The 24,734-nt window shown below is 36.7% G+C and carries 22 protein-coding genes; 13 read left to right on the plus strand and 9 right to left on the minus strand.

The features are described 5' to 3' along the window. Positions 1-155 precede the first annotated feature (155 nt). The 3 genes from ACN0TV_RS03650 to ACN0TV_RS03660 all read left to right on the plus strand — a co-directional run bounded on the left by ACN0TV_RS03650 (position 156) and on the right by ACN0TV_RS03660 (position 4,130). Entirely contained in the window at positions 156-956 is an 801-nt protein-coding gene (locus tag ACN0TV_RS03650) for a methyltransferase domain-containing protein (RefSeq protein ID WP_417360225.1), read from the plus strand. A 156-nt stretch (positions 957-1,112) separates the two neighbouring features. Next, positions 1,113-1,409, plus strand: a complete 297-nt coding sequence (locus tag ACN0TV_RS03655) for a DUF6787 family protein (protein ID WP_417360227.1) — start codon at positions 1,113-1,115, stop codon at positions 1,407-1,409. Between the two features lie 450 nt (positions 1,410-1,859). Then, complete coding sequence (locus tag ACN0TV_RS03660; RefSeq protein WP_417360229.1) at positions 1,860-4,130, plus strand: TonB-dependent receptor; 2,271 nt, start codon at positions 1,860-1,862, stop codon at positions 4,128-4,130. A 67-nt stretch (positions 4,131-4,197) separates the two neighbouring features. Here the strand turns inward: ACN0TV_RS03660 and ACN0TV_RS03665 are convergent, their stop codons facing one another. Both ACN0TV_RS03665 and folE read right to left on the minus strand, forming a co-directional pair. Beyond that, positions 4,198-4,491: a hypothetical protein gene (locus tag ACN0TV_RS03665; protein WP_417360231.1), complete on the minus strand. Its 294-nt coding sequence runs from the start codon at positions 4,489-4,491 to the stop codon at positions 4,198-4,200. A gap of 42 nt (positions 4,492-4,533) precedes the next feature. Beyond that, a complete protein-coding gene (gene folE / locus ACN0TV_RS03670; protein ID WP_417360233.1) occupies positions 4,534-5,130 on the minus strand; it encodes a GTP cyclohydrolase I FolE in 597 nt (198 codons plus the stop codon). Positions 5,131-5,281: 151 nt separating this feature from the next. Between folE and ACN0TV_RS03675 the strand changes: the two genes are divergently transcribed. Both ACN0TV_RS03675 and ACN0TV_RS03680 read left to right on the plus strand, forming a co-directional pair. Next, the gene (locus ACN0TV_RS03675; protein ID WP_417360235.1) at positions 5,282-5,941 is read left to right on the plus strand and encodes an ABC transporter ATP-binding protein; all 660 of its coding nucleotides are present in this window, start codon (positions 5,282-5,284) and stop codon (positions 5,939-5,941) included. Positions 5,942-5,992: 51 nt separating this feature from the next. Then, the gene (locus ACN0TV_RS03680; RefSeq protein ID WP_417360237.1) at positions 5,993-6,757 is read left to right on the plus strand and encodes a TIGR02757 family protein; all 765 of its coding nucleotides are present in this window, start codon (positions 5,993-5,995) and stop codon (positions 6,755-6,757) included. Positions 6,758-6,779: 22 nt separating this feature from the next. Here the strand turns inward: ACN0TV_RS03680 and ACN0TV_RS03685 are convergent, their stop codons facing one another. Both ACN0TV_RS03685 and ACN0TV_RS03690 read right to left on the minus strand, forming a co-directional pair. Next, positions 6,780-7,469 (minus strand): potassium channel family protein, encoded by a 690-nt coding sequence (locus ACN0TV_RS03685; RefSeq protein WP_417360239.1) that lies wholly within the window; start codon positions 7,467-7,469, stop codon positions 6,780-6,782. A 7-nt stretch (positions 7,470-7,476) separates the two neighbouring features. Continuing rightward, positions 7,477-9,225, minus strand: a complete 1,749-nt coding sequence (locus ACN0TV_RS03690; protein WP_417360241.1) for a TrkH family potassium uptake protein — start codon at positions 9,223-9,225, stop codon at positions 7,477-7,479. A 316-nt stretch (positions 9,226-9,541) separates the two neighbouring features. On the opposite strand from ACN0TV_RS03690, the gene ACN0TV_RS03695 reads away from it, so the two are divergent. From ACN0TV_RS03695 to ACN0TV_RS03710, 4 genes are read left to right on the plus strand one after another with little or no spacing between them, the layout of a single operon-like run. Further along, on the plus strand, positions 9,542-11,449 hold the full coding sequence (locus ACN0TV_RS03695) for a BatA domain-containing protein (protein WP_417360243.1): 1,908 nt from the start codon (positions 9,542-9,544) through the stop codon (positions 11,447-11,449). Then, positions 11,449-12,708 carry a dihydroorotase gene (locus ACN0TV_RS03700; RefSeq protein ID WP_417360245.1) on the plus strand — a complete coding sequence of 420 codons (1,260 nt, stop codon included), beginning with the start codon at positions 11,449-11,451 and terminating at the stop codon, positions 12,706-12,708. Before ACN0TV_RS03695 ends, ACN0TV_RS03700 begins: the two co-directional genes overlap by 1 nt. Before the next feature lie 11 nt (positions 12,709-12,719). Continuing rightward, positions 12,720-13,049: a hypothetical protein gene (locus ACN0TV_RS03705; protein WP_417360247.1), complete on the plus strand. Its 330-nt coding sequence runs from the start codon at positions 12,720-12,722 to the stop codon at positions 13,047-13,049. 9 nt (positions 13,050-13,058) lie between these two features. After that, positions 13,059-13,718 (plus strand): alpha/beta hydrolase, encoded by a 660-nt coding sequence (locus ACN0TV_RS03710; RefSeq protein ID WP_417360249.1) that lies wholly within the window; start codon positions 13,059-13,061, stop codon positions 13,716-13,718. Positions 13,719-13,869: 151 nt separating this feature from the next. Here ACN0TV_RS03710 and ACN0TV_RS03715 read toward each other — a convergent pair whose 3' ends face one another. The 3 genes from ACN0TV_RS03715 to ACN0TV_RS03725 form a co-directional block, all read right to left on the minus strand. Further along, positions 13,870-14,823: a TerC family protein gene (locus tag ACN0TV_RS03715; RefSeq protein ID WP_417360251.1), complete on the minus strand. Its 954-nt coding sequence runs from the start codon at positions 14,821-14,823 to the stop codon at positions 13,870-13,872. A 5-nt stretch (positions 14,824-14,828) separates the two neighbouring features. Next, complete coding sequence (locus tag ACN0TV_RS03720; RefSeq protein ID WP_417360253.1) at positions 14,829-15,323, minus strand: hydrolase; 495 nt, start codon at positions 15,321-15,323, stop codon at positions 14,829-14,831. Between the two features lie 64 nt (positions 15,324-15,387). Then, positions 15,388-16,152, minus strand: a complete 765-nt coding sequence (locus ACN0TV_RS03725) for an MBL fold metallo-hydrolase (RefSeq protein WP_417360255.1) — start codon at positions 16,150-16,152, stop codon at positions 15,388-15,390. 169 nt (positions 16,153-16,321) lie between these two features. Between ACN0TV_RS03725 and ACN0TV_RS03730 the strand changes: the two genes are divergently transcribed. Continuing rightward, positions 16,322-17,782: a TonB-dependent receptor gene (locus tag ACN0TV_RS03730; RefSeq protein ID WP_417360257.1), complete on the plus strand. Its 1,461-nt coding sequence runs from the start codon at positions 16,322-16,324 to the stop codon at positions 17,780-17,782. A gap of 91 nt (positions 17,783-17,873) precedes the next feature. Here the strand turns inward: ACN0TV_RS03730 and bcp are convergent, their stop codons facing one another. Continuing rightward, complete coding sequence (bcp, locus tag ACN0TV_RS03735; RefSeq protein WP_417360258.1) at positions 17,874-18,335, minus strand: thioredoxin-dependent thiol peroxidase; 462 nt, start codon at positions 18,333-18,335, stop codon at positions 17,874-17,876. A gap of 56 nt (positions 18,336-18,391) precedes the next feature. On the opposite strand from bcp, the gene ACN0TV_RS03740 reads away from it, so the two are divergent. Beyond that, positions 18,392-19,057 carry an endonuclease III domain-containing protein gene (locus tag ACN0TV_RS03740; protein WP_417360260.1) on the plus strand — a complete coding sequence of 222 codons (666 nt, stop codon included), beginning with the start codon at positions 18,392-18,394 and terminating at the stop codon, positions 19,055-19,057. A gap of 225 nt (positions 19,058-19,282) precedes the next feature. Here the strand turns inward: ACN0TV_RS03740 and ACN0TV_RS03745 are convergent, their stop codons facing one another. Next, on the minus strand, positions 19,283-19,864 hold the full coding sequence (locus tag ACN0TV_RS03745; protein WP_417360262.1) for an RNA polymerase sigma factor: 582 nt from the start codon (positions 19,862-19,864) through the stop codon (positions 19,283-19,285). Positions 19,865-20,105: 241 nt separating this feature from the next. On the opposite strand from ACN0TV_RS03745, the gene uvrA reads away from it, so the two are divergent. Then, positions 20,106-22,883 carry an excinuclease ABC subunit UvrA gene (gene uvrA / locus ACN0TV_RS03750; protein WP_417360264.1) on the plus strand — a complete coding sequence of 926 codons (2,778 nt, stop codon included), beginning with the start codon at positions 20,106-20,108 and terminating at the stop codon, positions 22,881-22,883. A 535-nt stretch (positions 22,884-23,418) separates the two neighbouring features. After that, positions 23,419-24,684, plus strand: coding sequence for a hypothetical protein (locus ACN0TV_RS03755; RefSeq protein WP_417360266.1), 1,266 nt, complete (start codon positions 23,419-23,421; stop codon positions 24,682-24,684). Positions 24,685-24,734: the final 50 nt, after the last annotated feature.

Here is a 24,734-nt window from a genome sequence, read left to right on the forward strand (position 1 = left end):
GATACTATTATTGATTTGTTTGGTAAATTATTATGTGCATGATTTACTACGCAAAAACACCCCAAGTTTACTTTCGACAGACTTCCTTTCCAAGTTTTACACTTAAAACACATTAATACTGTGTGTTACTATCGGAAAAGAAATATATTTACTTTATGGAACAGGCAAACAAAATTATCCAACGAGAGCTTAAAGTTTCTAATAAAATCTTTGACACTCGTAGTCTAGAAAAGGATTATCCCACCGTAATTCCAATTTTAACCAAAGGGATACGGGTATTGGATGTTGGGTGCGGTACAGGAGCCATTTCAAAAGGAATTGCCAATCGTGTAGGCTCCAATGGCCATGTCATTGGTATTGATAACACTGAAAAATTTATTATCAGCGGAAACGAGAGTTATGGTCAAACAGCAAACCTAAAACTCATCCATAGCGATTTATTTAGCTTCAATTCTGCTGAAAAATTTGATGTTATCGTTTCTGCTCGTACACTTCAGTGGCTCAATAACCCGCAAGAAGCAATTGTGAAAATGAAGTCCTTGCTCAAGCCTGGTGGACAGCTATCCATCCTAGATTACAATCATGAACAATTAGAATGGGATCCACTTCCACCTCAAAGCATGCAATTGTACTATCAATCGTTTCTAAATTGGCGTTCAAAAGCAGGGATGAACAATCACATTTCGGAAGACTTGGTTGACTACTTCAGGGAAGCAGGTTTTACCTCGATTGCAACTTTTGATTCTGATGAAACCTATAAAAGGGAAGATACTAATTTTGTAGAAAAAATTGGCATATGGTCAAAAGTTGCTACATTAAACCAAGTGATTGAAGAAGGTTATATTTCAGGGGAATTAAGGAACAAAGCCATAGAAGAATATGACCAATGGATCAATACTTCGGCTCAACGAATGACCATGAAGTTAAAAGAAGTCAGGGGTACAAATAATGACTAAGCTCAGTTCACTATATAAATTTCAATTCTTTTCAAATAGATTTAGGTGCCTATTTAATGGTGAACCAGTTCAAACTACCAAGCTTTTTGAACTTAAAGCATTTTCATTTTTTCGAACCTAAGATTTGACGTACCTTTGCGCTTTGATTTTAATGAGATGGAAAAATTAAAACAGCGCTGGGGTATTTCTTCTAATTTTCAATTAGTGGTCATATTTGTGGTATTTGCCATTACCGGTTCTGCTTCGGCTAAGCTAGCTGGGCCATTTACAGAACTTTTAGGGATCAGTTCAGATTCGATTCATCCCATACTTTATTGGGTGGTAAGACTCCTGTTAATATTTCCAATTTATCAGGTATTACTCGTCAGTACAGGCTGGCTTTTTGGGCAGTTTAAATTCTTCTGGAATTTTGAAAAGAAGATGTTAAGGCGAATGGGTGTAAGAATTAAATAATTGAATGAGGAACTATCAAAAACATATCGTTGTTTTTTTAAGTCTTTTGCTAGCTATCGGCATATTGACACCCTCTATCCTTCAATTTAGTCACTTTACTATCGGTCACACGCACGTCAGCTGTGATGATGATAGACAAACGCATTTTCACCAAACCGACTTTGACTGTAAGCTGTATGACTTTCAGCATGCCCCGCAGATACTTTACACCCCACCAACTTACACCTTTAAAATTATTATCCCTACTAGGGAGAAAATCAATAGCGACTACTCTTACGTAAACAATAAACAGAAACTCTATTTTTCTTTACGAGCTCCACCGCTGCATGCATAAGTGCACCACCAAGAGACTTTCTTTCTCTTATTCAAACTTAGTTCAATAGGCTTAAGGTAATGTCACATTATGCTTAACTGCATTTGGGCAATGCTTTATCATAACAAAATCAGGTAATGAAAAATCTTATTATGCTGTCGCTATTCTTGGCTACAACATCCATATTTGCACAAAATAACTTAAAAGGTAATGTAATAGATGCCGACACTGGATCCCCAATTCCATTTGCTTCGGTTTATATCCCTACACTCCAAAAGGGAGGGAATACCAATGTTGACGGGGAGTTCATTCTTGTAGGTATCCCAAATGGCAGGTATCAACTCGTAATATCATCCATAGGATTCAAATCCTTCTCAAGAACGATTAATTTACCTGAGGATGGCAATATAACTGCAGAACTGACTCACTCAGCCATAGAAATGGATGAAGTCATTGTCTCAACTCCATTTCATAAGCTTCGAAGTGAGAACGTGATGAAGGTTTCACAAGCGAATGTGAAAAAATTAAAGACTCAAGGTGCCATTACCCTATCCGATGGGATTTCACAGGTTGCCGGAGTTGAAACGCTTTCCACAGGAGTTGGTATTGGAAAACCGGTAATACGAGGACTTAGTGGAAACCGCGTTCTAGTCTACACACAAGGGATTCGTTTGGAGAACCAACAATATGGGGCAGAACACGGTTTGGGAATTAACGATGCTGGAATTGAAAGCATTGAAGTAATAAAAGGACCTGCCTCCCTACTCTACGGTTCAGATGCCTTAGGAGGTGTCCTGTATTTAAACCCTGAGAAATTTGCCCCTAGTAACACAAATAAAGCTGATGCAAACTTCGATTATTATAGCAACACTAATGGGACTAGTGCCAACGCAGGCTTTAAAACATCAGCGGATCGTTTCGAGTTTCTTATAAGAGGAGCTCATGTTTCACACGCGGATTACGAGTCAGGAAACGGCCTGTACACAACAAACTCACGATTTTCAGAATACGATTTAAAAACTGGATTCGCCTATCATTTTGACAACTTTCAAACGGAATTACGTTACAACTATAATCACTCAGAAATTGGAATTCCAGAGGAAATTAGTGTTCAAAACAGGCACAGAACACCGATTTTCCCATATCAAGATTTAGAAAATCATATTTTAAGTCTAAAAAGTGTTCTATATTTTGACACCAGTAGTCTTGATATCATCTTAGGGTATAGTAGCAATAAAAGATTAGAGTATGAAGATGAGCATCATCATGAGGAAGAAGGGCATGAAGAGGAAGAAGGACATTTAGAAGAGGACGAACATGCAAGCGAACACCTCGCGCTTGATATGCGCTTAAGAACTCTGAGTTATAACATGCAGTATCACATGCCTAAAATAGGTGAATTTGAAACCATTATTGGGGTACAAGGCATGTACCAAAGCAATGAAAACTTTGGTGAAGAACTCCTAATTCCCGATGCTTCGATGACCGATTATGGAGTCATGGCTACATCGCATTATCACATGGAAAATAGTGATATACAATTTGGGCTTAGATACGATAATCGTATAATCGACACCAAACTGGCAGGAGAGATAGATGGAGAATACTATTTTCCAGCAATAAATAAAACCTACAACAGTTTTAATGCATCAGCCGGATACAGATTTGATTTCCTACGCAACTTTATCGGGCGTATTAACCTGGCGTCTGGGTTTAGAGCACCAAACCTCTCAGAGCTCACCTCAAATGGAGGACACAGCGGTGCAAACCGATATGAAATAGGTAATTCCGAATTAGAAAACGAACAAAACATTCAGTTCGATCTATCCTTAGAATACAATAATAGACATGTAGAAGTCTATGTCAATGGATTCTACAACAACATAAACAATTATATCTATTTACAGCCCAAAGGAGAGTTTATACTAAATAATCCTGTTTACCAATACACACAAAACGACAGTAAATTGTATGGAGGTGAGATGGGTTTACACCTACACCCTCACCCTGTAGATTGGTTGCATTTTGAGAGTAACTTTGAGATGGTTGTCGGGAAATTATCGGATACAGATCAATACATACCACTTATTCCTGCCAATACGCTTACCAACACTTTAAGACTGGAATTTGAGGGAAAAAAATTCACCAACAGTTATACATTTTTAACACTAAAAAGCACATTTAATCAAAATAAAGTTGGTACCTTTGAGACTCCTACTCAGGCATATACCCTATTAAATGCCGGTATTGGAACATCGACCGAAATATTTGACCTACCTGTTGATTTTAGAATAACCGCCAACAATATTTTTGATACAAAATATATTTCACATTTGTCACGTTTAAAAACGGATGGGATATATAATATTGGTAGAAATATAAACCTAGGGTTAACCCTAACTTTATAATACCTCTCCCTAATCTATAGGTTAAAAACCCTGTATAAATATTTTTATTTTACCAGGGTTTTTTCCATCAACTATGTACCGCTTGTTTAACGTGTTCCTTTTTGATTACATAGGTATATAACCATGTAATGGTGAAAGTAGGTATAATATCCATTCCTGGCATGAGTTCTTCCACAAAGGCGATTACTCCAGCCGTTCTCCCGATTTTCCCTTTGTAAAGACGCGTCATAAGCCAACCGGAAATTGGTGCCCATATGACATCTGAAAATTCACCTACTCCAGGGATTGCAAAAGAAAGCATCCCCACGGCATCAAACAATAAGCCTAAGAAGAGTTTGGTATATTTATTACTGTTTTCCATTGTTCTTTTTTATTTACACTAAAACAAAAAAGGTGCCAGTTCTTATGATAAATCTGTACTAATTAATTTTAAAAACTCATTTCGAGTTTCAATTTTTTCAAACTGTCCCCTAAAACCTGATGTTGTCGTTGTCGAATTCTGCTTTTGAACACCTCTCATCATCATACACATATGAGAAGCTTCTATAACAACTGCCACTCCTTGTGGATTTAGTGTGTTGTTAATACATTCTAAAATATCGTGAGTAAGACGCTCCTGTACTTGTAATCTACGCGCAAACACATCAACTATTCTAGGCAGCTTGCTCAAACCTACAATGTACCCATTTGGAATATAAGCAATGTGAGCCTTTCCAAAAAAAGGTAACATATGGTGCTCACAAAGCGAATACAGTTCAATATCCTTTACAATAACCATCTCATTGTAATCTTCACGAAACATAGCGCTTTTTATAATCTGAGTAGCATCCTGATCATAGCCCTGAGTTAAAAATTGCATGGCTTTTGCTGCACGCTCTGGGGTTTTTACTAAACCTTCTCTATCGGTATTCTCCCCGAGTTCTTGAATTATTTTAGTATAGTTGTTTTTTAACTCTTCAGTAGTCTGAATCGTGTACTCTTCGAAAGTTTTGTAGCCCATGAAATAGTGGTTTATTCGCTGGAATCTTTTCTGAGGATCCAGCTCTAATTGAAAGAATATTTAGCCGTTAAATATAGTGAAAATCTCTAAACTTCTTTAATTTGTTATTCTTTAGAAACAAGTTACCTTAGCAACATAATTATGTGATTTGATGATACAAGCGAAAAATATTCATAAAACTTACGGGGATTTAGAAGTACTAAAGGGGGTAGATGTCAATATTAATAAAGGTGAAATTATTTCTATAGTAGGTGCCTCCGGCGCGGGAAAGACCACCCTTTTGCAAATTCTGGGCACCCTAGACAAGGCTGATAAAACCTCCGACTTATCCTTAAAGATAAATAACACTGAGGTTGCAAGTTTATCTGATAAAGAGCTAGCCAAGTTTAGAAACCAACATATAGGATTTATTTTTCAGTTCCATCAATTGCTACCTGAATTTACAGCATTAGAAAATGTATGTATTCCAGCATTTATTAAGAAAACTCCCGTAGAACAGGCCAAAAAAAGAGCCCACGAACTCTTAGCTTTTTTAGGTCTTTCGGATCGAAGTGATCATAAACCCAGCGAACTCTCAGGAGGTGAACAACAGCGTGTGGCTGTGGCCCGAGCATTGATCAATAACCCTTCAATTGTCTTTGCCGATGAACCCAGTGGAAACTTGGATTCTGAGAGTGCAGAGCGTCTTCATAAGCTATTCTTTGAATTGAGAGATACCTTTGGTCAGACCTTTGTAATTGTTACCCATAATGAAGAACTGGCAGCAATGGCAGATCGAAAACTAACTATGGTAGATGGTGATTTTCGGTAAAAACCTGAAGCTTTAGACACCATAAATGACCTATAACGTAAACTTGAAGTATTGACTAACGAAGAACTCAAATATTTTTTAGAAGAAAAGGTAAACTATTACAACCATCCGAGGTTTGTGGAGAGCGACCCTATACAAATTCCGCATAAGTTCCAACTCAAAGAAGATATTGAAATTTCAGGTTTTCTCACAGCGTCTATCGCTTGGGGCAATCGAAAAAGCATCATTACCAATGCTACTAAAATGATGACACTTATGGGTGAGAGTCCGTATGACTTTGTCATCAATCACAAAGATGAACAGCTGGAAACTCTTCTCCCCTTTGTCCACAGGACATTTAATGGTTATGACTTCATTCAGTTCATCAAAAGTCTTCAACATATCTACCAGAAATATCAAGGATTGGAGCAGTTTTTTAATACGCATGTAACCCAAGATTCTACCCAACCGGCCATCGCTAAACTTAAGAATGCCTTCTTTGAAAATGAACATTTGGTGCGAACTCAAAAACACATTTCCAATCCAGAAAAAGGATCCGCTGCGAAACGTATCAATATGTATCTTAGATGGATGGTAAGAAAGGATAATTCAGGAGTAGATTTCGGGATTTGGGATAGCATTTCAACTGCAATTTTATCCTGCCCCCTAGATGTCCATTCAGGTAGAGTTGCTCGTAAATTAGGCCTTCTAAACCGGAAACAAAATGATGCCAAAGCTCTTTTGGAACTCGATACGGCATTACGAAAATTAGACCCTAAAGATCCAGTGAAATACGATTTCGCCCTCTTTGGATTAGGAGTTTTTGAAGGCTTCTAGACTTAAATAATACTATTTAGCCTCAATTAGCGTCTTTCAAAAAACGTTGAATATCTTTATTAGCTCCGTAGACCACTAGGATATCATCCTTACTGAGTGAATCATTAGCACTTGCAACCCCGTTAACTCTTACGGTCTTTTTGGTTTTTCCAAGGACACTTTTAGTTTCAGTATTACGCATGGAGGTTAAAACGAGCAGGTTATATGATTCTCTGATTTGTGTAGCCTTTATCATCATGTTATCATATTTTTCTGGAACATTAACCTCAATAATACTATATTCATCACTCAACTCAAAGGAATCCACAACACCTTTCAAGCTTAACTTTTTAGCCCATCTTTCTGCAGATTCTGCCTCGGGATATACAATTTCATCTACACCTATGGCATGTAATACCTTTTCGTGTAAACCATCGATAGCCCTACTCATCAGTCGTTTCACTTCAAGGTTCTTAAACAAGGCTGTAGTCATTACATTTGCGCCTCTGTCTTCACCTATAGTGATGATTACCATATCAGTATCATTCAAAGGTAAACCTGAAACTGTAGCTTCATCTGTAGAGTCCATACAAATGGTGTGTGATATTTTTTCTTTAAACAAATCAACTTTAGCCATTGTCTTATCTATAGCAATGACTTCATTTCCATGTGCAGTTAACTTCTCTGCTAATGATGCTCCAAAACTTCCAAGTCCTACAACTATATATTTCATGATTGTCTTAGTTTATTGTGATTTCTTCGCTAGGATAGCGATAGTTTGTATGATTAATTTTTTTGAAAATGGCTACCATAATGGAGAGCATACTTACCCTACCGATAAACATAATTGCCACCACTACAACCTTACTTGCGGTTGTCAGGCCAGCTGTTATACCCAGACTTAGTCCAACGGTACTATAAGCAGAAAAACACTCAAAGGCGATGTTTAACAAGTTTTTATTAGGATCAAAAATTGTGATCAGCGTAACTCCTAATCCAATGACAATCAAAGATAAAGCAATAGTTGCAAAGGCTCTATTGACCGAAACATCAGCAATTTCTCTTCTAAAAACCTCTATGCGTTGCTTCCCTTTGGCTAAACTCAAAATATTCAACACCGCTATGGCAAATGTACTTGTTTTAATCCCACCACCCGTTGAGGCTGGTGAGGCACCAATCCACATCAATAAAAAAGTCACCATAACCGTTGGAAATGCCAATGCATTCATATCTATTGAATTGAACCCAGCAGTTCTAGGTGTAGCAGCCCCAAACAATGCGTTTACAGCCTTCCCGTAAAGAGAATGTGCTGCAAGAGTGTTATTGTATTCTAATGCAAAGAATAATATAAAACCTACAGTAGTAAGGGCTAATGTCGTAATTAGCGAAATACGGCTGTTAATATTTAGTATCCAAGGCTTATAGACCTTCATCCCTGAATTAAGTGATAGAAGGTTTATCATTTTATGCTTTACATACTTGATCAGATTCACTACAATTGGAAACCCCAAACCTCCTAGTACAAAGGTAGCAACAAGGATAAGCTGCAAATTGTAATTAAACCTGAATCCTGTTTGATATAAATTGTTACTCAATGTTGAAAATCCTGCATTACAGAATGCTGAGATCGCGTGAAATATCGAAAAGAATACCCTGTCAGTAAAATCTTTAAACAAGGATGCATCCAATGAAAAGAAAATGAAGACTGCCGCGAAAAATTCAACAGTAACCGTAATAACAATAATATACTTTAGGGTGCTAAATACATCACTGACTTTTTGAGAATTCGTTATCTCACTTAAGGTTAATTGATTATCATAAGTGCTCCCTCCTTTAAAAAAATAACTGAAGTAACTTGCAAATGTCAAGATCCCCAAACCACCAATTTGTATCAAAAATAAGATTATAGATTGTCCAAAACTCGTAAAGTATGTTGCTGTATCTACCACGATTAATCCCGTAACACATACGGCACTTGTCGAGGTGAACAAGGCATCTACAAACGAAATCCCATCATAGGTAGCTTTTGGTAACATCAACAATAATGAACCAAGTAAGATGATAGTTAGAAAACTTAGAATAAAGATTTGTGCAGGATTAAAATAGGTCCTGTTCAGATCTAATTTACGCTCTGATACCTCTCTTATAAATGATAAGATGACAGCCAAGACAACCCATAGTGGGTTTGCTAAAATCAAATCCGTTTTAAACGCCTCTCCTACAAAAAGGTACATGTAAAAAATATAAAGCGTATATGCCACCGTTAGGATATCGAAAATGGCCACTTTTCTGCTAAATAATCGGGTGTTTTCAAAATATCTGGCAAAAGTTGCCAGCAAACTCAATGCTATTACAATGAAATAAAAAGCATCAATAAGTTGTTGAACGATGATAACATGAGAAAAACCAAAATCAAAAATAAAAGCGAAAATACCAAGTACGCTCGCCCAAAATGCGGTAATATATAGTTTTTTAAAATCGATGTTCATGGCGTAAAAGTAGTTTTTTATTTTCTCTTTTTTTTTAGATCATGTTCGTTTTTTAAAACACACAGCGTTATCCTTTTTGGTAGATATCATTGTTGTTCCATCCCAATACTATTAAACCTATAAAAATTATAATCCTAATATACTCTTTGCCAATGCATTTTAGTAGCATCCAAGGAATGAATAAAGTTTTGCGAAATGCACCTCCAAGCATATCTACAGCTTTAGCTTTAAATTAAACTTTGATTCGTAGAAGTCATTTTTAAATCTGTACAATAGATCTTAAATTGTATCTTTGAATCGATAAACAAAACTAGGAATGCAATTTAAACATCCAGAACTTCTTTGGGCACTCTTTCTTCTACTGATTCCTATTGTTATTCATTTATTTAAATTGCGTAAATACCAAACCGAGGCATTTACCAACGTCCAGGTCTTAAAACAGATTCGCAAACAAACCAACAAACAATCGCAACTTAAAAAATGGCTCATACTACTGATGAGAACCCTGGCTATCACCTGCTTGGTAATGGCCTTTACCGAACCCTATTTTTCAAAACGGGATCTGTTAAACAGCAAGATTGAAACAGTTATCTATATTGACAACTCTTTTAGCATGCAACTTCAGGGAGTTGAAGGCACTTTGTTACAAGAGGCTGTAAATAATGTACTACAACAATTTCCTGTAGATCAAACCTTTAGCCTTATCACCAATACAGATACTTTTAAGGACACTAATATTGAACGTATTAAGAATGACTTGATTGCCATTCCATACAGTGCAGAGCAGTTATCTATTGAAGCTATTTATCGCGGTGCAAATCAACTATTCACTAAGGAAGCCACGATTAAAAATTTAATTTTATTTTCAGATTTTCAAAAGAGGCATTTACCTCTAGACACTCTTCCTAATACCAAGAGCTATTTTATACCTCTTCAAGCTAATGTCACCTCGAATATCGTAATAGATAGTGCTTATATTGCATCCAAAACCCCATTTCAGTACCACATCAAAGTTCAGTTACAAAGTAGCGATAACCATACTTCCACTCCCGTCTCCTTATACAATAACAATGAGCTTTATGCCAAAACTTCCGCAGAATTTAAGGAAAACAAAGCGACCGTAGAATTTAGTACAGGCCAGGAGTTTAAAAATGGACGTATCGAAGTTATTGACAAAGGGATGACTTATGATAACAATTTGTATTTTTCACTTAGCGCATCCGAAAAGATTAATGTGCTTAGCATTTATGGCTCTGATAGTGAGTTCCTTAAACGAATCTACACTCCTGACGAATTTAACTATAATAGTACTCCACTCGATCAACTCGATTACAATAGCCTTACAAAACAAAATCTCATAATCCTAAATCAGCTACCTACTATTTCTCCGGCCCTAACAGCTGCTCTGCTTGAGGCAAGCCAAAGCGGAATTAAAATTTGTGTAATTCCGGACAAAGTGGATAATTATGTGTCTTCGCAGCCTATATTTCCTTTTTTAGGAAATCTTAAATTCACAAAAAGTAATATTGCCGAGAAGCACATCACGACCATTGCATATCAACACCCTTTATTTGACCACGTATTTGAATCAAATGTGTCCAACTTTCAGTACCCTAAGGTAAACAGTAGCCTTGAAATCACAGGAAGTCATCAAAGTGTCTTAAGCTATGAAGACGGAAGCGATTTTTTAATTGAAACGGGAGGTCACTATGTATTTACAGCCGCATTAAGCACGGTCAATAGCAATTTTAAAAACACACCCTTGATTGTTCCAGTATTCTATAACATGGCGCAGCAGAGCCTGCCTACTCCTACTTTGTATTATCATTTAGGACAGGCCAATACCATAGCTGTAAATACCCAACTTGAGCAAGATCAGGTATTGAGTGTAGAGAACGAAAAGGAATCTTTTATTCCTCTACAGATGAATTATCAAAATTATGTGTCCATTACCACAGGTGAATATCCTAAAGAACAAGGAATGTATTGGGTAAAAAATAATACTGATAAAGTGGCGGCCCTCAGTTTCAATTACCCACGCCATGAAAGTAGCTCAGAGTATCTATCTACTAGCGATTTCCATACGCAACCACAAAAAAGTGCAACCCAAGTTTTCAAGGAAATAAAAAGTGAAAACAATATCAATGAGCTTTGGAAATGGTTTGCTATTTTTGCACTAGTCTTTTTATGTTTAGAACTTCTTATCCTAAAATATTTCAAATAATGAATATTCTTATAAAATCTGCCAAAATAATCGCGCCTAAAAAAAGCTATAATCAACAAACCAAAGACATTCTAATTATAGATGGCACGATAACGAAAATTGAAGATCAGATAGAAACATCGGAGCAGGTAACAGAAATTTCTTTAGACAACCTCCATGTTTCTGACGGTTGGTTTGACAGTAGTGTTTGTTTTGGAGAACCAGGGTACGAAGACAGAGAAACCATTGAAAATGGTCTAGACACAGCAGCCTTTAGCGGATATACCGCTGTTGCCGTAAACCCCAATACACATCCAGTTGCAGACACTAATGCGGATATTGGTTTTATAAAATCAAAAGGGGCTTCAAAGGCTGCCAGCCTCTACCCTATTGCGGCACTTACGACAAAAAGTGATGGTGTAGATTTAGCCGAGCTTTTCGATATGAAAAATGCGGGCGCCGTTGCTTTTGGGGATTATCAAAAACCCATAGCCAATCCAAATTTACTCAAAATTGCCCTTCAATACACTCAAAACTTCAATGGTCTTGTACTTTCCTTTCCAATGGAAAACAAAGTTATAGGCAAAGGTGTAGTCAACGAAGGAGTGCTTAGTACCAGACTAGGACTTAAAGGAATTCCCGCGCTTTCAGAAGAACTACAGATCGTTCGAGATCTATTCATTTTGGAATATACTGGAGGAAAGCTTCACATTCCTACAATTTCAACAAAATTAAGTGTTGACCTCATTAAAAAAGCAAAGGAAAAAGGCCTTGATGTAAGTTGTAGTGTTGCTTTAGCTAATTTAGTACTCAATGAGAATGAATTAGAAGACTTCGACACCAATTACAAAGTACTTCCACCATTGCGTACTGAAGAGGATAGAAAAGCACTCGTAGAAGGTGTTAAGAAGGGGGTTATTGACTTTGTCACCAGTGACCACAACCCTATTGATATCGAGAATAAGAACATAGAGTTTGACCATGCTTTATTTGGAACTATAGGATTGGAAGCAAGTTTCGGGTTGTTGTTACAACAGTTCCCTTTAGAAACAGTTATTAAAACACTCACCTCAGGTAAAGAGCGTTTTGGAATTACTGATACTAGTATTGAAGTCGGAAACAAAGCAAATATCACACTTTTTGATCCTGAACCTAACTACAAATTTGATAAAAGCGACATCCTGTCCTTGTCTACAAATTGCGCCTTTACAGGAAAAGAGATCAAAGGAAAGGTGTACGGTGTTATTTCAAACAATCTTATACAGCTTAAAACCCTATAAATTTATACAAAATGGAAATCAGACCGGAAAAGCAAGGGAAAACCAACGCTATAATAGGGTATATAACCATCTTTGGAACGGTTATAGCAATCATTTTAAATATGGATAAACAGAACCCTTTTGCACGTTTTCATATTAGACAGGCTTTAGGGATTAATATCACCTATTTATTATTAGGTACCCTTGTAAGCTATTTTAATTCATGGGGTGTCTCTACTGCCTTTTATATTTTTATCTCAGTATTGTGGTTTTATGGATTTATCACCATGCTGCAGGATAAATGCAGTCCGGTTCCTTTTATTGGCCCATATTTTCAAAAATGGTTCACCTTCATTAAATAATATACTATTTTGCAAACTAAAAATTTACCCCTACACCACCTCTTAAAACCATCGCAAAACACCGATGGAAAGGCTCCAGTAATGTTCATGTTACACGGATACGGGAGTAATGAAGACGATTTGTTTTCATTCGCTAGAGAATTACCAGCAGAGCTCTGTATCATCTCCATTAGAGCTCCACACCCTCTTATGGCTTCCGCCTTTGCGTGGTATGCCATCAATTTTGATGAAAACGCCAATAAATGGACCGATAAGGAGCAAGCAAAGACTTCTCTCAATAGTATTGTTAGTTTCATCGATCAAGCCGTTGAGACCTATGACCTAGATCCCAATAACGTTACTTTGTTAGGCTTTAGCCAAGGTGCTATTTTAAGTTATGCTTTGGCCTTGTCTTATCCGGAAAAAGTAAAGAATGTCATTGCCTTAAGTGGTTATATAGAGGTGGATATCTTAGCCACTGACTATGTGTCAAACGACTTTTCAGAGCTTAGTTTTTACGCCTCTCACGGATCTGTCGATCAAGTCATCCCGGTAGAATGGGCTAGAAATACGCCTCCCCTATTAAAATCCCTAAATATCGAGCATGTCTACGAAGAGTTTCCTGTAGGACACGGTGTGGCTCCTCAGAATTTCTTTGCGTTAAAATCTTGGCTTGATAAAAGAATTTAAAAAAGCAATTACACCAAATAAACTGACTACTACAGTTGTCCATAGCAATCGGCTAGGATGTATAGTTCAAAAAAAGTATTCAAAAAACATCACCCTAAGTCCATAAAACCTAGGGCGATGTTTTTTTATAGTATAGCTATCAGGAATAAAATTAAGCTTTCACCTGAGTTTTCTTTTCTTGTCTTAGGGAGAACACTACTCCAAGACCTAAAGATAAGCCAATAAAGGCTAGCGAGAACCATTCTGGGATCTCAATATGATGTGCTAAAATCATCTTTACACCCACATAACTTAATATGGCGACCAAACTGTATTTTAGATATCCAAAGCGCTCTAGCATATTGGCTAGAAAGAAATACATTGACCGTAGACCTAGAATAGCCATGATATTCGAACTAAAGACCAAGAACGGATCTGAAGTAATCGCTAATATAGCAGGTATGCTATCAAGGGCAAATAAGATATCTGTGAACTCAATTAGAATAAGTGCTAAAAACAAAGGAGTAGCAATAAGAAGGCCACGCTTTCTAATGAAAAACTCTTGGCTATTTATAACAGTTGTAATAGGCATCATCTTGCGAACAGTTTTGTAGACAAAGGATTGTTTTGGATCATATTGATGATCTTCCTTTTCAAATAACATTCGTAAGGCCGTAAAAATCAAGAATGCACCAAATACGTAAATGATCCAATCAAACTTCTTAATCAAGAATACTCCGAATAAAATCATCAACGCCCTAAAGACGATTGCGCCAATAATACCCCAAAACAATACGCGATGTTGAAATTTCTTTGGAATTTTAAAAGAGGTGAATATTACCGCAATCACAAAAATATTATCAATACTAAGCGAGAGTTCAATTAAGTACCCGGTAATATATTTAAGCATGGCCGTGGTAGGCGACAATCCATCCACATTTTCCACCCATCCATTTTTAAATATGAAATACACTGCAACCGAAAACAGTATAGCTACACTGACCCATATAGCGGTCCACACAGAGGCTTCCTTATTGGATATCTCATGTGGGTTTTTATTAAATACTCCTAGATCTAAAGCTAGAAAAATAATAATCAACGTGATAAATAATCCCCAAACAATCATAATACTTAATTTCTACTGTATAACAGATGATCAAGTACGGTAAAATCAATACCTAAATCATCCTTCAATTTATATTCAATTAATAATTCTCCCCAATGTTTCCCATCGGAAAAGTCAACCACAATCCATTTGTGGTTTAAAACTTTAATTTTATTAAGTTTCATAGGAGCGCCAGACATCCCGTCATAAGGAACCAAAGGATTATTTCCTTTGTGCTCGTTGGTCTCCAATAATTTATCTGCTATATACCTGGAAAGGTTTTCAAGTCCTAGGTGATCGTAATATGCAAGTGCATCGTCGTTATTTTCAAGGGAAAAGTACTGAAGGTTTAACTTTTCCAAGGTAATCGTTTCAATAGAATCCTCTAATTGTGTTACTTCTGATTCAAGATGTTCCATTTTTGAAGATTGATTTTCGAAATATTGCTTTGCGCTTACATACTGGTATAAAATAAATAGCAGTGCAAACATAAACAAATACAAAAAAATACTTCTTCTCATAGGGTAAAATTTAACTTTATTAATACATCATTTTCGATGTGCTATGGAAAAATGGCATTTCCATTTATAACTTAATTTCTAAATTGTCATATGCTAGATAAACGTTCTCCGGCAATTCTGCCTGAACAGCTGCATGAAAGCCTAACATAGGACTTATATGTGTTAAATAGGCTTGTTTTGGCTTCACCTTATCTATAAACTCTAGTGCTTCTGCGATATTAAAATGAGAATGATGCTTTTGCTTTCGAAGCGCATTGACAACCAAAACATCAACCCCGATCAATTTTTCGACCTCTTCATCTTCAATGGTCTTAACGTCGGTCAGGTAGGCAAACTTATCGAATCTATATCCAAACACTTGCAAACGATTGTGATGTGCATTGATTGGAATAACCGTTATCCCCCCCAAGGTGATGGGAACATCGTTCTTCACCTTGTTGACGCGAACCGCTGGCGCTCCAGGGTATCGTTCTTTCGTTGCAAAGATATAATCAAATTTGGTTATTAAAGACTTTATTACGCGTTTATGTGCATAAATTGGGATATCACCCTGTCTGAAAAAGAACGGCCTAATATCATCCATTCCCATGATGTGATCTGCGTGTTCATGTGTAAAAAGTATACCATCTATATGCTTGACATCATTAGTCAACATTTGTTGCCTAAAATCTGGGCCACAATCTACAATGTAGCAGAACTCTTCCCATTGTACCATCACGGACACTCTAAGGCGTTTATCCTTCTCATCAGTACTTTTGGATACAGGATCATCACTTCCGATGATCGGGATGCCTTGAGAAGTACCTGTACCTAAAAATGTGACCTTCATTTGTAGCGTTTTAAATCGTTCTTAAAGCTTTCTTATGTCCAATAGGGCTGCTTAGTTTTTTCAAGTCTTAAAATTAGTGTAAACTATCAAAAATATTTGTCAAATTTATCATTTAAATTCTAATTGCTCCTTGAATCTTTTTAACTTTGTAACAAATTTTTTTGCTTAAATGACAGTAGTTTTAAAAGGCGACAAGGAATTTGAAAACATTCCTTCACTTAAAGCCAAAGCTTTACGGATTAATCTGAATAAGGATATTTACGGCACTTTTGCCGAAATAGGAGCTGGACAAGAAACCGTAAGACATTTCTTCCGTGCCGGAGGAGCCTCAGGGACTATTGCCAAGGCAATGAGTGCTTATGATAAGAATTTTAGCGACGCCATATACGGGACGGAGGAAGATGGACGATATGTAACGGAGCACCGACTAAAAAAAATGCTTTCTCATGAAATGAATCTAATGGAAGAACGCATTCTAAAAGATGACAACCCTAACAAAATTTTCTTTGCTTATGCCAATACGGTGGCAACTATTGATTTTGCAAAGAAGTTCAAAGGACACGGTTGGCTTGGAATCCGTTTTCAGATTGACCCTAACGAAGAATATAACGAAATTCAACTTCATATTCGTTTTAAGCAAAACGAAACCCGATTACAACAAGAAACCCTAGGGATCGTTGGTGTCAATCTTATCTATGGAGCCTTTTACAAGCACAATAAGCCTAAAAATTTATTGAGATATCTCTACGATCACATTGACCGAGATACTATCGAAATTGATACAATCAACTTTTCTGGGCCTAGATTCAAAGACGTAGACAACCGACTGATGAGTTTGCAATTGGTTAAAAATGGGATGACTGATGCCGTAATGTTCGGACCAGATGGAAATAACATACTGCCAGCTTCCATGCTCTACAAGAAGAACATCCTTGCATTAAGAGGTAGTTTTAGACCCGTTACCCTAGTCAATATGGACATGTATAAGAAGTCTTACGAGATCTTTATACGCGAACCAAAAGTAGAAGAAGATAGAACCGTCGTTGTTTTTGAAATTACATTATCCAATCTACGAGCTGAAGGAGAAATCGACGAGGAAGATTTTATGGACAGAGCGCGACTGTTATGTTCCTTAGGGCAGACGGTGATGATCTCCAATTTCCAAGAATACTATAAACTTGTAGAATACTTCTCCGAATACACCAAAGAACGTATGGCACTCACCATGGGAGTCAATAACTTGGTTGATATATTTGACGAAAAATACTATCGTCACCTCAGTGGTGGTATCCTAGAGGCTTTTGGAAAACTTTTCTATAAAGACCTTAAGGTATATTGTTACCCAATGATAGACCCTGACACAGGGCTTACCAACACTAGTAACACCCTTAAAGTTCATCCAAGAATGAAGGGATTGTACAAGTTTTTCAAATACAACGGAAAAGTGGTTGACATATTCGATTATGATGAAGATGTACTTCAAATCTTTTCTCGAGATGTACTACAGAAAATCGCCAGCGGAGAGCCAGGCTGGGAGGAACTCTTGCCAGAGGGGGTTGCAGCGCATATAAAAGAACAGGGCTTATTCGATTATGTCCCTCAGAAAGCTTTAGATTCCAAAAAACAGTAAACCTTTAAAGGAACTTTTCCATTTCCATCCTAGTTGTTTGAATGGAAATGGAATACTAATAGTTCTAGAAGTATATTATTCTATTGCACACCTAATCCAGTAGCTCTAGTATTTGTTCCGCATGATCCTTGGTTTTAACCTTTTGGATAACATGAGTAACAACACCACTTTCATCGACTAGAAAGGTCATTCTATGAATACCCTCATAAGATCTACCCATAAACTTCTTAGGCCCCCATACTCCGAAAGCATTGATCAAGGTTTTATCCTCATCAGCAATCAGTGGAAACGGAAATTCATATTTATTTCTGAAATTCGTTTGTCTCTTTTGTGAATCCGCACTCACTCCTATCAAACTAAAGCCCTTTTGCTGAAGTTCATTATAATTATCCCTCAGATTACATGCTTCTGCTGTACATCCTGGAGTACTCGCTTTAGGGTAGAAAAAAACAATGAGTTTTTTACCTTTAAAATCAGCTTTTGAAACAGTATTTCCCTCCTGATCTAACACCTTAAATTCCGGTACCATACTACCTACTTCCAATGTTTGCATTTATGCGTATTTTTGTTAAATTAAGTTGTATTACTTTTGTTCAAAATTACTAAATAATGACCAAGAAAGAAAAGATTAACTATATCATTAATACTCTTGAGGAGTATTACCCTACGGTCCCAATACCACTCGATCATACTGACCCATACACCTTACTGATTGCCGTCTTGCTTTCTGCACAAAGCACCGACAAACGTGTCAATCAAATTACGCCTTTACTTTTTGATAGAGCTATGAATCCCTATCAAATGATCAAACTATCTGTTGAAGAGATACGAGATATTATAAGACCAGTTGGACTTTCGCCCATGAAATCCAAAGGGATTTATGAACTTTCTCATATTTTAATTGACAACTATAATGGAGAGGTACCTGCAGACTTTGCAGCCTTGGAATCCTTACCAGCGGTAGGTCATAAAACAGCAAGTGTTGTAATGTCACAGGCCTTTGGTATTCCAGCATTTCCGGTAGACACCCACATCCACAGATTGATGTACCGATGGGGACTATCCAATGGCAAAAGCGTAACACAAACCGAGAAGGACGCAAAACGACTTTTCCCAGAAGAATTATGGAATAAACTCCATTTGCAAATTATCTACTATGCTCGAGAATATTCCCCAGCTAGAGGATGGGATCTTGAGAAGGATATCATCACCAAAACGGTTGGTAGAAAAACGGTAATCAGAGAGTATTTATCAAAAAAAACCCGCAAAATCTAGGTCTTGCGAGTCTTTTTAGAAAAGTTTAGTTTAGAAGCGTCTCAAACTCCAACTTTTTGTATTTAATAACACTTAAAGCCTTAGAATAACTAAGTAAGAATTCAATTGTAGATTTCTTGGGTTTTAACGATTCTGTACGTAATTTTTCATCAGTGTAAATTTTTTCCATATCATAATTGTTTGCTTGATTTAAATAAATAACGCAAACAATCGAGGAATATTGTATTAATTCGTTAAAACGATCTGATTCTTCTCCACCATCTTCCTCAAGTTAATGATAGCATAACGCATTCTACCAAGTGCCGTATTGATACTTACATCGGTTTGCTGCGCGATTTCTTTGAAACTCATGTCTTTGTACATTCTCATGATTAACACCTCTCTCTGATCATCCGGAAGCTCGTCGATGAGGTTCTTTACATCAGTTTCGACCTGATCTTTGATGATTTGTTTTTCGATATTTAAGGATTGATCTCCTAGGACAGAAAATATATTGAAATCATCGCTACCTTCGAACTTAGGCATTCTAGAATTTTTGCGGAAGTGATCGATAACAAGGTTGTGTGCAATACGCATCACCCATGGCAAGAACTTTCCTTCCTCATTGTAATTTCCTCTTTTTAAAGTATTTATCACTTTGATAAATGTATCCTGAAAAATGTCTTCGGTGATATCTTTATCATATACCTTTGAAAAGATAAAACTGTAAATACGATGTGAATGTTTGTTGATTAGTATTTCTAATGATTTTTCATCACCATTTATATAATCGGCTACTAGTACCGAATCTTGAAGAGTCTGTTCCATACAATTACTTTTACAATCAAATAACTGTCATTCCTTTATTGAGAAACGACTGTTGGTTAATTAGATTAAATATTAAAGTAATTGTATGCTATACGCTTTTCTGTTTAATTATTCTTGTCAAATATACTATAATTCTTGAAGAATATACAAGGTTTGAATTTAAAAATTAACTTATATTTAATAATTAACCCACGCATCCCAGCTCGAATTAGATTGTTATCTTTGTCATTTATGTTTTGTCATGATAGATATTTCAAATGTTAATCCTAAGGATAACATCATTATAAAAGGAGCAAAACTCCACAATTTAAAAGATATTAATGTCGTAATTCCCAGAAATAAGTTAGTTGTAATTACTGGTTTATCTGGAAGCGGAAAGTCCTCTCTGGCCTTTGACACTCTGTATGCAGAAGGTCAAAGACGTTATGTAGAAAGTCTTTCTTCTTATGCGCGACAATTCTTAGGAAGACTTGATAAACCAAAGGTGGATTATATCAAAGGAATAGCCCCAGCTATTGCCATTGAACAAAAGGTAAATTCTACCAACCCAAGATCCACAGTAGGAACAAGTACCGAGATCTATGATTACTTGAAGTTGTTATATGCTCGAATTGGGAAAACTTACTCTCCTATCTCTGGTAAAGAAGTTAAAAAGCATCAAGTATCTGATGTACTAGATCATGTAAAAACCTTTGAACAAGGCAGAAAACTACTACTGCTCGCCCCTGTTCACATACCAAAAGAAAGAAGCGTATTAAAAACTTTAGAAATATTATCCTTACAAGGTTATGCACGTATAAAATATCAGGGCAAAGTACATCGCATTAGCGATATCGATAAAGAAATTGATCACAATATTTCACTAGTTGTGGATCGTATCGTCGTCAAAGACGATGAAGATTTCTACAACCGACTAGCGGACGCGGTGGATACTGCTTTTTTTGAAGGCAAAGGTGTTTGTGCTATAGAAGATCTCAGTACTGATACGCAAATGGAATTCAATACCAAATTTGAAATGGATGGGATGCAGTTTTTAGAGCCCAACACCCATCTATTTAGTTTCAATAATCCATACGGAGCTTGTCCCAGTTGTGAAGGCTACGGTGATATGATAGGTTTGGATGAAGAATTGATCGTACCCAACACCACACTATCAGTTTTCGAAAACGCCATTTTTCCCTGGAGGGGTGATAGCATGAGTTGGTTTAGGGACCAATTAGTCAACAATGCATATAAATTTGATTTCCCGATTCACAAGCCATGGTTTGAACTTAGTGAAGAACAAAAATCACTTGTTTGGGAAGGAAATAAATATTTCACCGGACTAACCGAATTTTTCAAAGAATTAGAAGATAAAAGTTATAAGATTCAAAACCGCGTCATGTTATCCAGGTACAGAGGAAAGACTAGATGTACACAATGTAAAGGCCTTAGACTTAGGAAGGAATCTAATTATGTACGAGTCGGCGACAAAACGATTTCAGACCTAGTTGGGATTCCAATCACCAGACTTCAGGAACATTTTGACAACCTTAAGCTGGATACGCATCAGGAGAAAATTGCCAGTCGATTACTCAAAGAGATTCATACCAGATTGCAATTCCTACAAAGTGTAGGCTTAAACTATTTGAGCCTAAATCGTAAATCCAACAGTTTATCAGGTGGAGAATCCCAACGAATTAACCTAGCTACTTCCCTGGGTAGTAGTTTGGTGGGATCGATGTACATTCTAGATGAACCTAGTATTGGTTTACACCCCAAGGATACCGAAAACCTAATTGGTGTTTTAAAATCCTTAAGGGATCTGGGCAATACAGTTATTGTAGTGGAACATGATGAGGATATTATGAAAGCCGCAGACCAGATTATAGACATAGGTCCTGAAGCCGGCACTCATGGAGGGGAAGTTGTAGGTAGCGGTTCCTATGAAGAGATCTTGAATTTAAATACCTTGACAGCAAACTACCTGAGTGGTAAGATCCAGATAGAAATTCCTAAAAAGCGAAGAAAACATAAACACTCCATTATAATTAAAGGAGCACGTGAGCACAATTTAAAAAATATTGATGTGGAATTTCCACTCAATTCTCTTACAGTAGTAACAGGACTCTCTGGGAGTGGTAAAACTACCTTGGTGAAAAAGATCGTTTATCCTGCCATTTTAAAAGCCACAGGGGGTTATGGTGAAAAATCAGGTCAGTTTACAAGTATTAGCGGTGACTTTGGAAATCTTGGAGCTGTTGATTTTGTAGATCAAAATCCAATAGGACGTTCCTCCCGCTCAAACCCGGTCACCTACATTAAAGCCTATGACGACATCAGAAACTTATTTGCAAAACAAAAACTTTCTAAGATAAGAGGTTATCAGCCCAAACACTTCTCCTTTAATGTGGATGCAGGTAGATGCGAAACTTGTAAAGGTGAAGGAGAGGTTACTATAGAAATGCAATTTATGGCTGATGTCCATTTGGAATGCGAAACCTGTGGCGGAAAGCGATTTAAAAAAGAGGTTTTAGAGGTCAAATACGAGGATAAGAATATTGATGATGTACTCAACATGACCATCGATCAAGCAATTGAGTTCTTCGCCCAATACAAACAGAATAAGATAACCGCAAAATTACAATCGCTTCAGGATGTTGGACTGGGTTATGTGGCATTGGGACAGTCATCCTCTACTCTTTCTGGTGGTGAAGCACAGCGAATCAAACTTGCTTCCTTCTTAATAAAAGGAAATACCTCCACCAAAACACTGTTTATATTTGATGAGCCTACAACAGGACTACATTTTCACGATATTAAAAAATTACTCAAATCATTTGATGCGTTATTGGACAATGGGCATTCAATTATAGTAATCGAACATAATTTAGATCTGATAAAATGCGCTGATTACATCATTGATTTGGGACCTGAAGGTGGCGAAAATGGAGGCAGTCTTATGGGAAGTGGTACTCCAGAACAACTCGCACATGTAGCAAAAAGTTATACTGGGCAGTATTTAAAGGACAAATTGTAAACCCTATTATTTAAAACATTGAAATAAACATATCTAATTGTTTCTCATGAGAATTCCTCTACTTTAAAGTACTTACAGTTGTTACTTTCTTTGTGAGATAAATTCAACTTGAAATTCCTCAGTAGGAATCTTTTCTACCAATAAATTAAACCACTTACAAAGCCCTTGGCTTCAAAGCCCTGGGTCATCTATACTTTAACTTATTTTAAGAGATCCCAGCCTTAACGAAGATTTACTTTGGCATGCTCTTTGTTTTATTATGATAAAATTACATAGTTGATTTTTTTTGGTTGGTTAGTTAAGAAAACCCTGAGATTGCATTTTGCTTCTCGGGGTTTTTTAATGCTTTTCTCCGTTTACAAATCACTATATATAAAATTTTTATATTTTTTCAAACATATAAACTACTGCATTACAGCATATTATTATAAATTGGCGATATTAAATAAATTTGTGGCACGCAGTTTGATTTTTACCTATCGTGACCAATCAAAAAATTGAGAACCAAAGTAATGTTGAATCAAAACCTATAGTCATGAAAAACTTATTTATTTTACTGATAGCTTTTGTATTTGGTGGTCAAAACAGTTTTGCCTCCACAGAAAGCAATATAAGAGGATACGGAAATTCTTTTATTTTTATGGAAAACGGGATTAACTTTTCAGTATATCCTGATGGTGAGTTCGATTTTTATATCGACAACCCAAGAATTGCAGCCGGTATCCATAGTGGTAACATGAGTATTACCTTTAACTCAGGGTATGCTTATGATCCTTATGTACAATATGATGCATATGGGGCGGTAATTCAGATTGAAAACACACCTATCTATTACGATTATTATGGACGTGTATCGCGTATTGGAAACATCGATATTCTTTACAATGGTAATTACATTCGTAGTATAGGTGGAATGCATATCTATTTCAACACACATGGTATTTTTAGTCATTATACTGGATTCATCAACCCTTACAACAGGGTATATGTATACAGACCGTTTCATAGATATTTTAGAAGACCCGGCCCATCATTTTGTATGGTAAATTATAGACCTTATAGACAGTATTACATTCCAGAACGATATACATACTATAGACCATATAGAAACAACAGTAGAAGAACTTATGCTAGCGTAGGACACAACTATCATCATAAATCTAACAACCCTAGAAGAAGTGTCTATCAAAATGATAGAAGGGTAAGTAGAAGAAATGATGTGGCTGTTACCAAATCAATTAGATCCAGAAGTCAAAATAGTGTAGCAAGCAGGAACAACAGTCGCGTAGTTAGAAGTTCAAATCAACGTACTGTAAGGCAGCCTAATACTAGTGCTACCAGAAATAATACTTCAGTTAGAAGTTCAAACCAACGTTCTGTAAGTCAGCCTAATACTAGTGCTACAAGAAATAATACTTCAGTTAGAAGTTCAAATCAACGTTCTGTGAGACAGCCTAATACTAGCGCAACAAGAAATAACACTGCGGTAAGAAGTGTACGAAACTCAAGTTCACAGCCATCAAAGGCAGTAAATAGCTCTGCACGTAGATCGAATACACCGAATAGAGCTGCGGTACAAACTAAAAGCACTCCGGTACATAGAACGAATACAAAAGCTAGAGCCACTAGCGCTCCTAGAAAAGTAAACGCAAGTCCTAGCTCAAGAAGTGCGCGTCCTAAGAATTATAGTACAAGCAGTAGGGCTAGTTCTAATAAAACATATAGAAGTGCAAGAAGCTCCACTTCAAATAGACCTACACACGCTGCCAGCACTAGTAGTAGCTCTAGAGGAAGAAGATAAAAAACTTAAATTAAATCGTTCGTTAAATGGGAAAAGTCCGTGGGTAGTAA

Source organism: Galbibacter sp. (genome assembly GCF_048266365.1).
Classification (GTDB): Bacteria; Bacteroidota; Bacteroidia; order Flavobacteriales; family Flavobacteriaceae; genus Galbibacter.

Coding starts and splice junctions, on each gene's coding strand:
- uvrA (WP_417360264.1), top strand. CDS start 20,106: ATGATAGATATTTCAAATGTTAATCCTAAGGATAACATCATTATAAAA.
- ACN0TV_RS03690 (WP_417360241.1), bottom strand. CDS start 9,225: ATGAACATCGATTTTAAAAAACTATATATTACCGCATTTTGGGCGAGC.
- ACN0TV_RS03700 (WP_417360245.1), top strand. CDS start 11,449: ATGAATATTCTTATAAAATCTGCCAAAATAATCGCGCCTAAAAAAAGC.
- ACN0TV_RS03675 (WP_417360235.1), top strand. CDS start 5,282: ATGATACAAGCGAAAAATATTCATAAAACTTACGGGGATTTAGAAGTA.
- ACN0TV_RS03650 (WP_417360225.1), top strand. CDS start 156: ATGGAACAGGCAAACAAAATTATCCAACGAGAGCTTAAAGTTTCTAAT.
- ACN0TV_RS03665 (WP_417360231.1), bottom strand. CDS start 4,491: ATGGAAAACAGTAATAAATATACCAAACTCTTCTTAGGCTTATTGTTT.
- ACN0TV_RS03715 (WP_417360251.1), bottom strand. CDS start 14,823: ATGATTGTTTGGGGATTATTTATCACGTTGATTATTATTTTTCTAGCT.
- ACN0TV_RS03705 (WP_417360247.1), top strand. CDS start 12,720: ATGGAAATCAGACCGGAAAAGCAAGGGAAAACCAACGCTATAATAGGG.
- bcp (WP_417360258.1), bottom strand. CDS start 18,335: ATGCAAACATTGGAAGTAGGTAGTATGGTACCGGAATTTAAGGTGTTA.
- ACN0TV_RS03695 (WP_417360243.1), top strand. CDS start 9,542: ATGCAATTTAAACATCCAGAACTTCTTTGGGCACTCTTTCTTCTACTG.
- ACN0TV_RS03740 (WP_417360260.1), top strand. CDS start 18,392: ATGACCAAGAAAGAAAAGATTAACTATATCATTAATACTCTTGAGGAG.
- ACN0TV_RS03685 (WP_417360239.1), bottom strand. CDS start 7,469: ATGAAATATATAGTTGTAGGACTTGGAAGTTTTGGAGCATCATTAGCA.
- ACN0TV_RS03720 (WP_417360253.1), bottom strand. CDS start 15,323: ATGAGAAGAAGTATTTTTTTGTATTTGTTTATGTTTGCACTGCTATTT.
- ACN0TV_RS03755 (WP_417360266.1), top strand. CDS start 23,419: ATGAAAAACTTATTTATTTTACTGATAGCTTTTGTATTTGGTGGTCAA.
- ACN0TV_RS03745 (WP_417360262.1), bottom strand. CDS start 19,864: ATGGAACAGACTCTTCAAGATTCGGTACTAGTAGCCGATTATATAAAT.
- ACN0TV_RS03725 (WP_417360255.1), bottom strand. CDS start 16,152: ATGAAGGTCACATTTTTAGGTACAGGTACTTCTCAAGGCATCCCGATC.
- ACN0TV_RS03660 (WP_417360229.1), top strand. CDS start 1,860: ATGAAAAATCTTATTATGCTGTCGCTATTCTTGGCTACAACATCCATA.
- ACN0TV_RS03655 (WP_417360227.1), top strand. CDS start 1,113: ATGGAAAAATTAAAACAGCGCTGGGGTATTTCTTCTAATTTTCAATTA.
- folE (WP_417360233.1), bottom strand. CDS start 5,130: ATGGGCTACAAAACTTTCGAAGAGTACACGATTCAGACTACTGAAGAG.
- ACN0TV_RS03730 (WP_417360257.1), top strand. CDS start 16,322: ATGACAGTAGTTTTAAAAGGCGACAAGGAATTTGAAAACATTCCTTCA.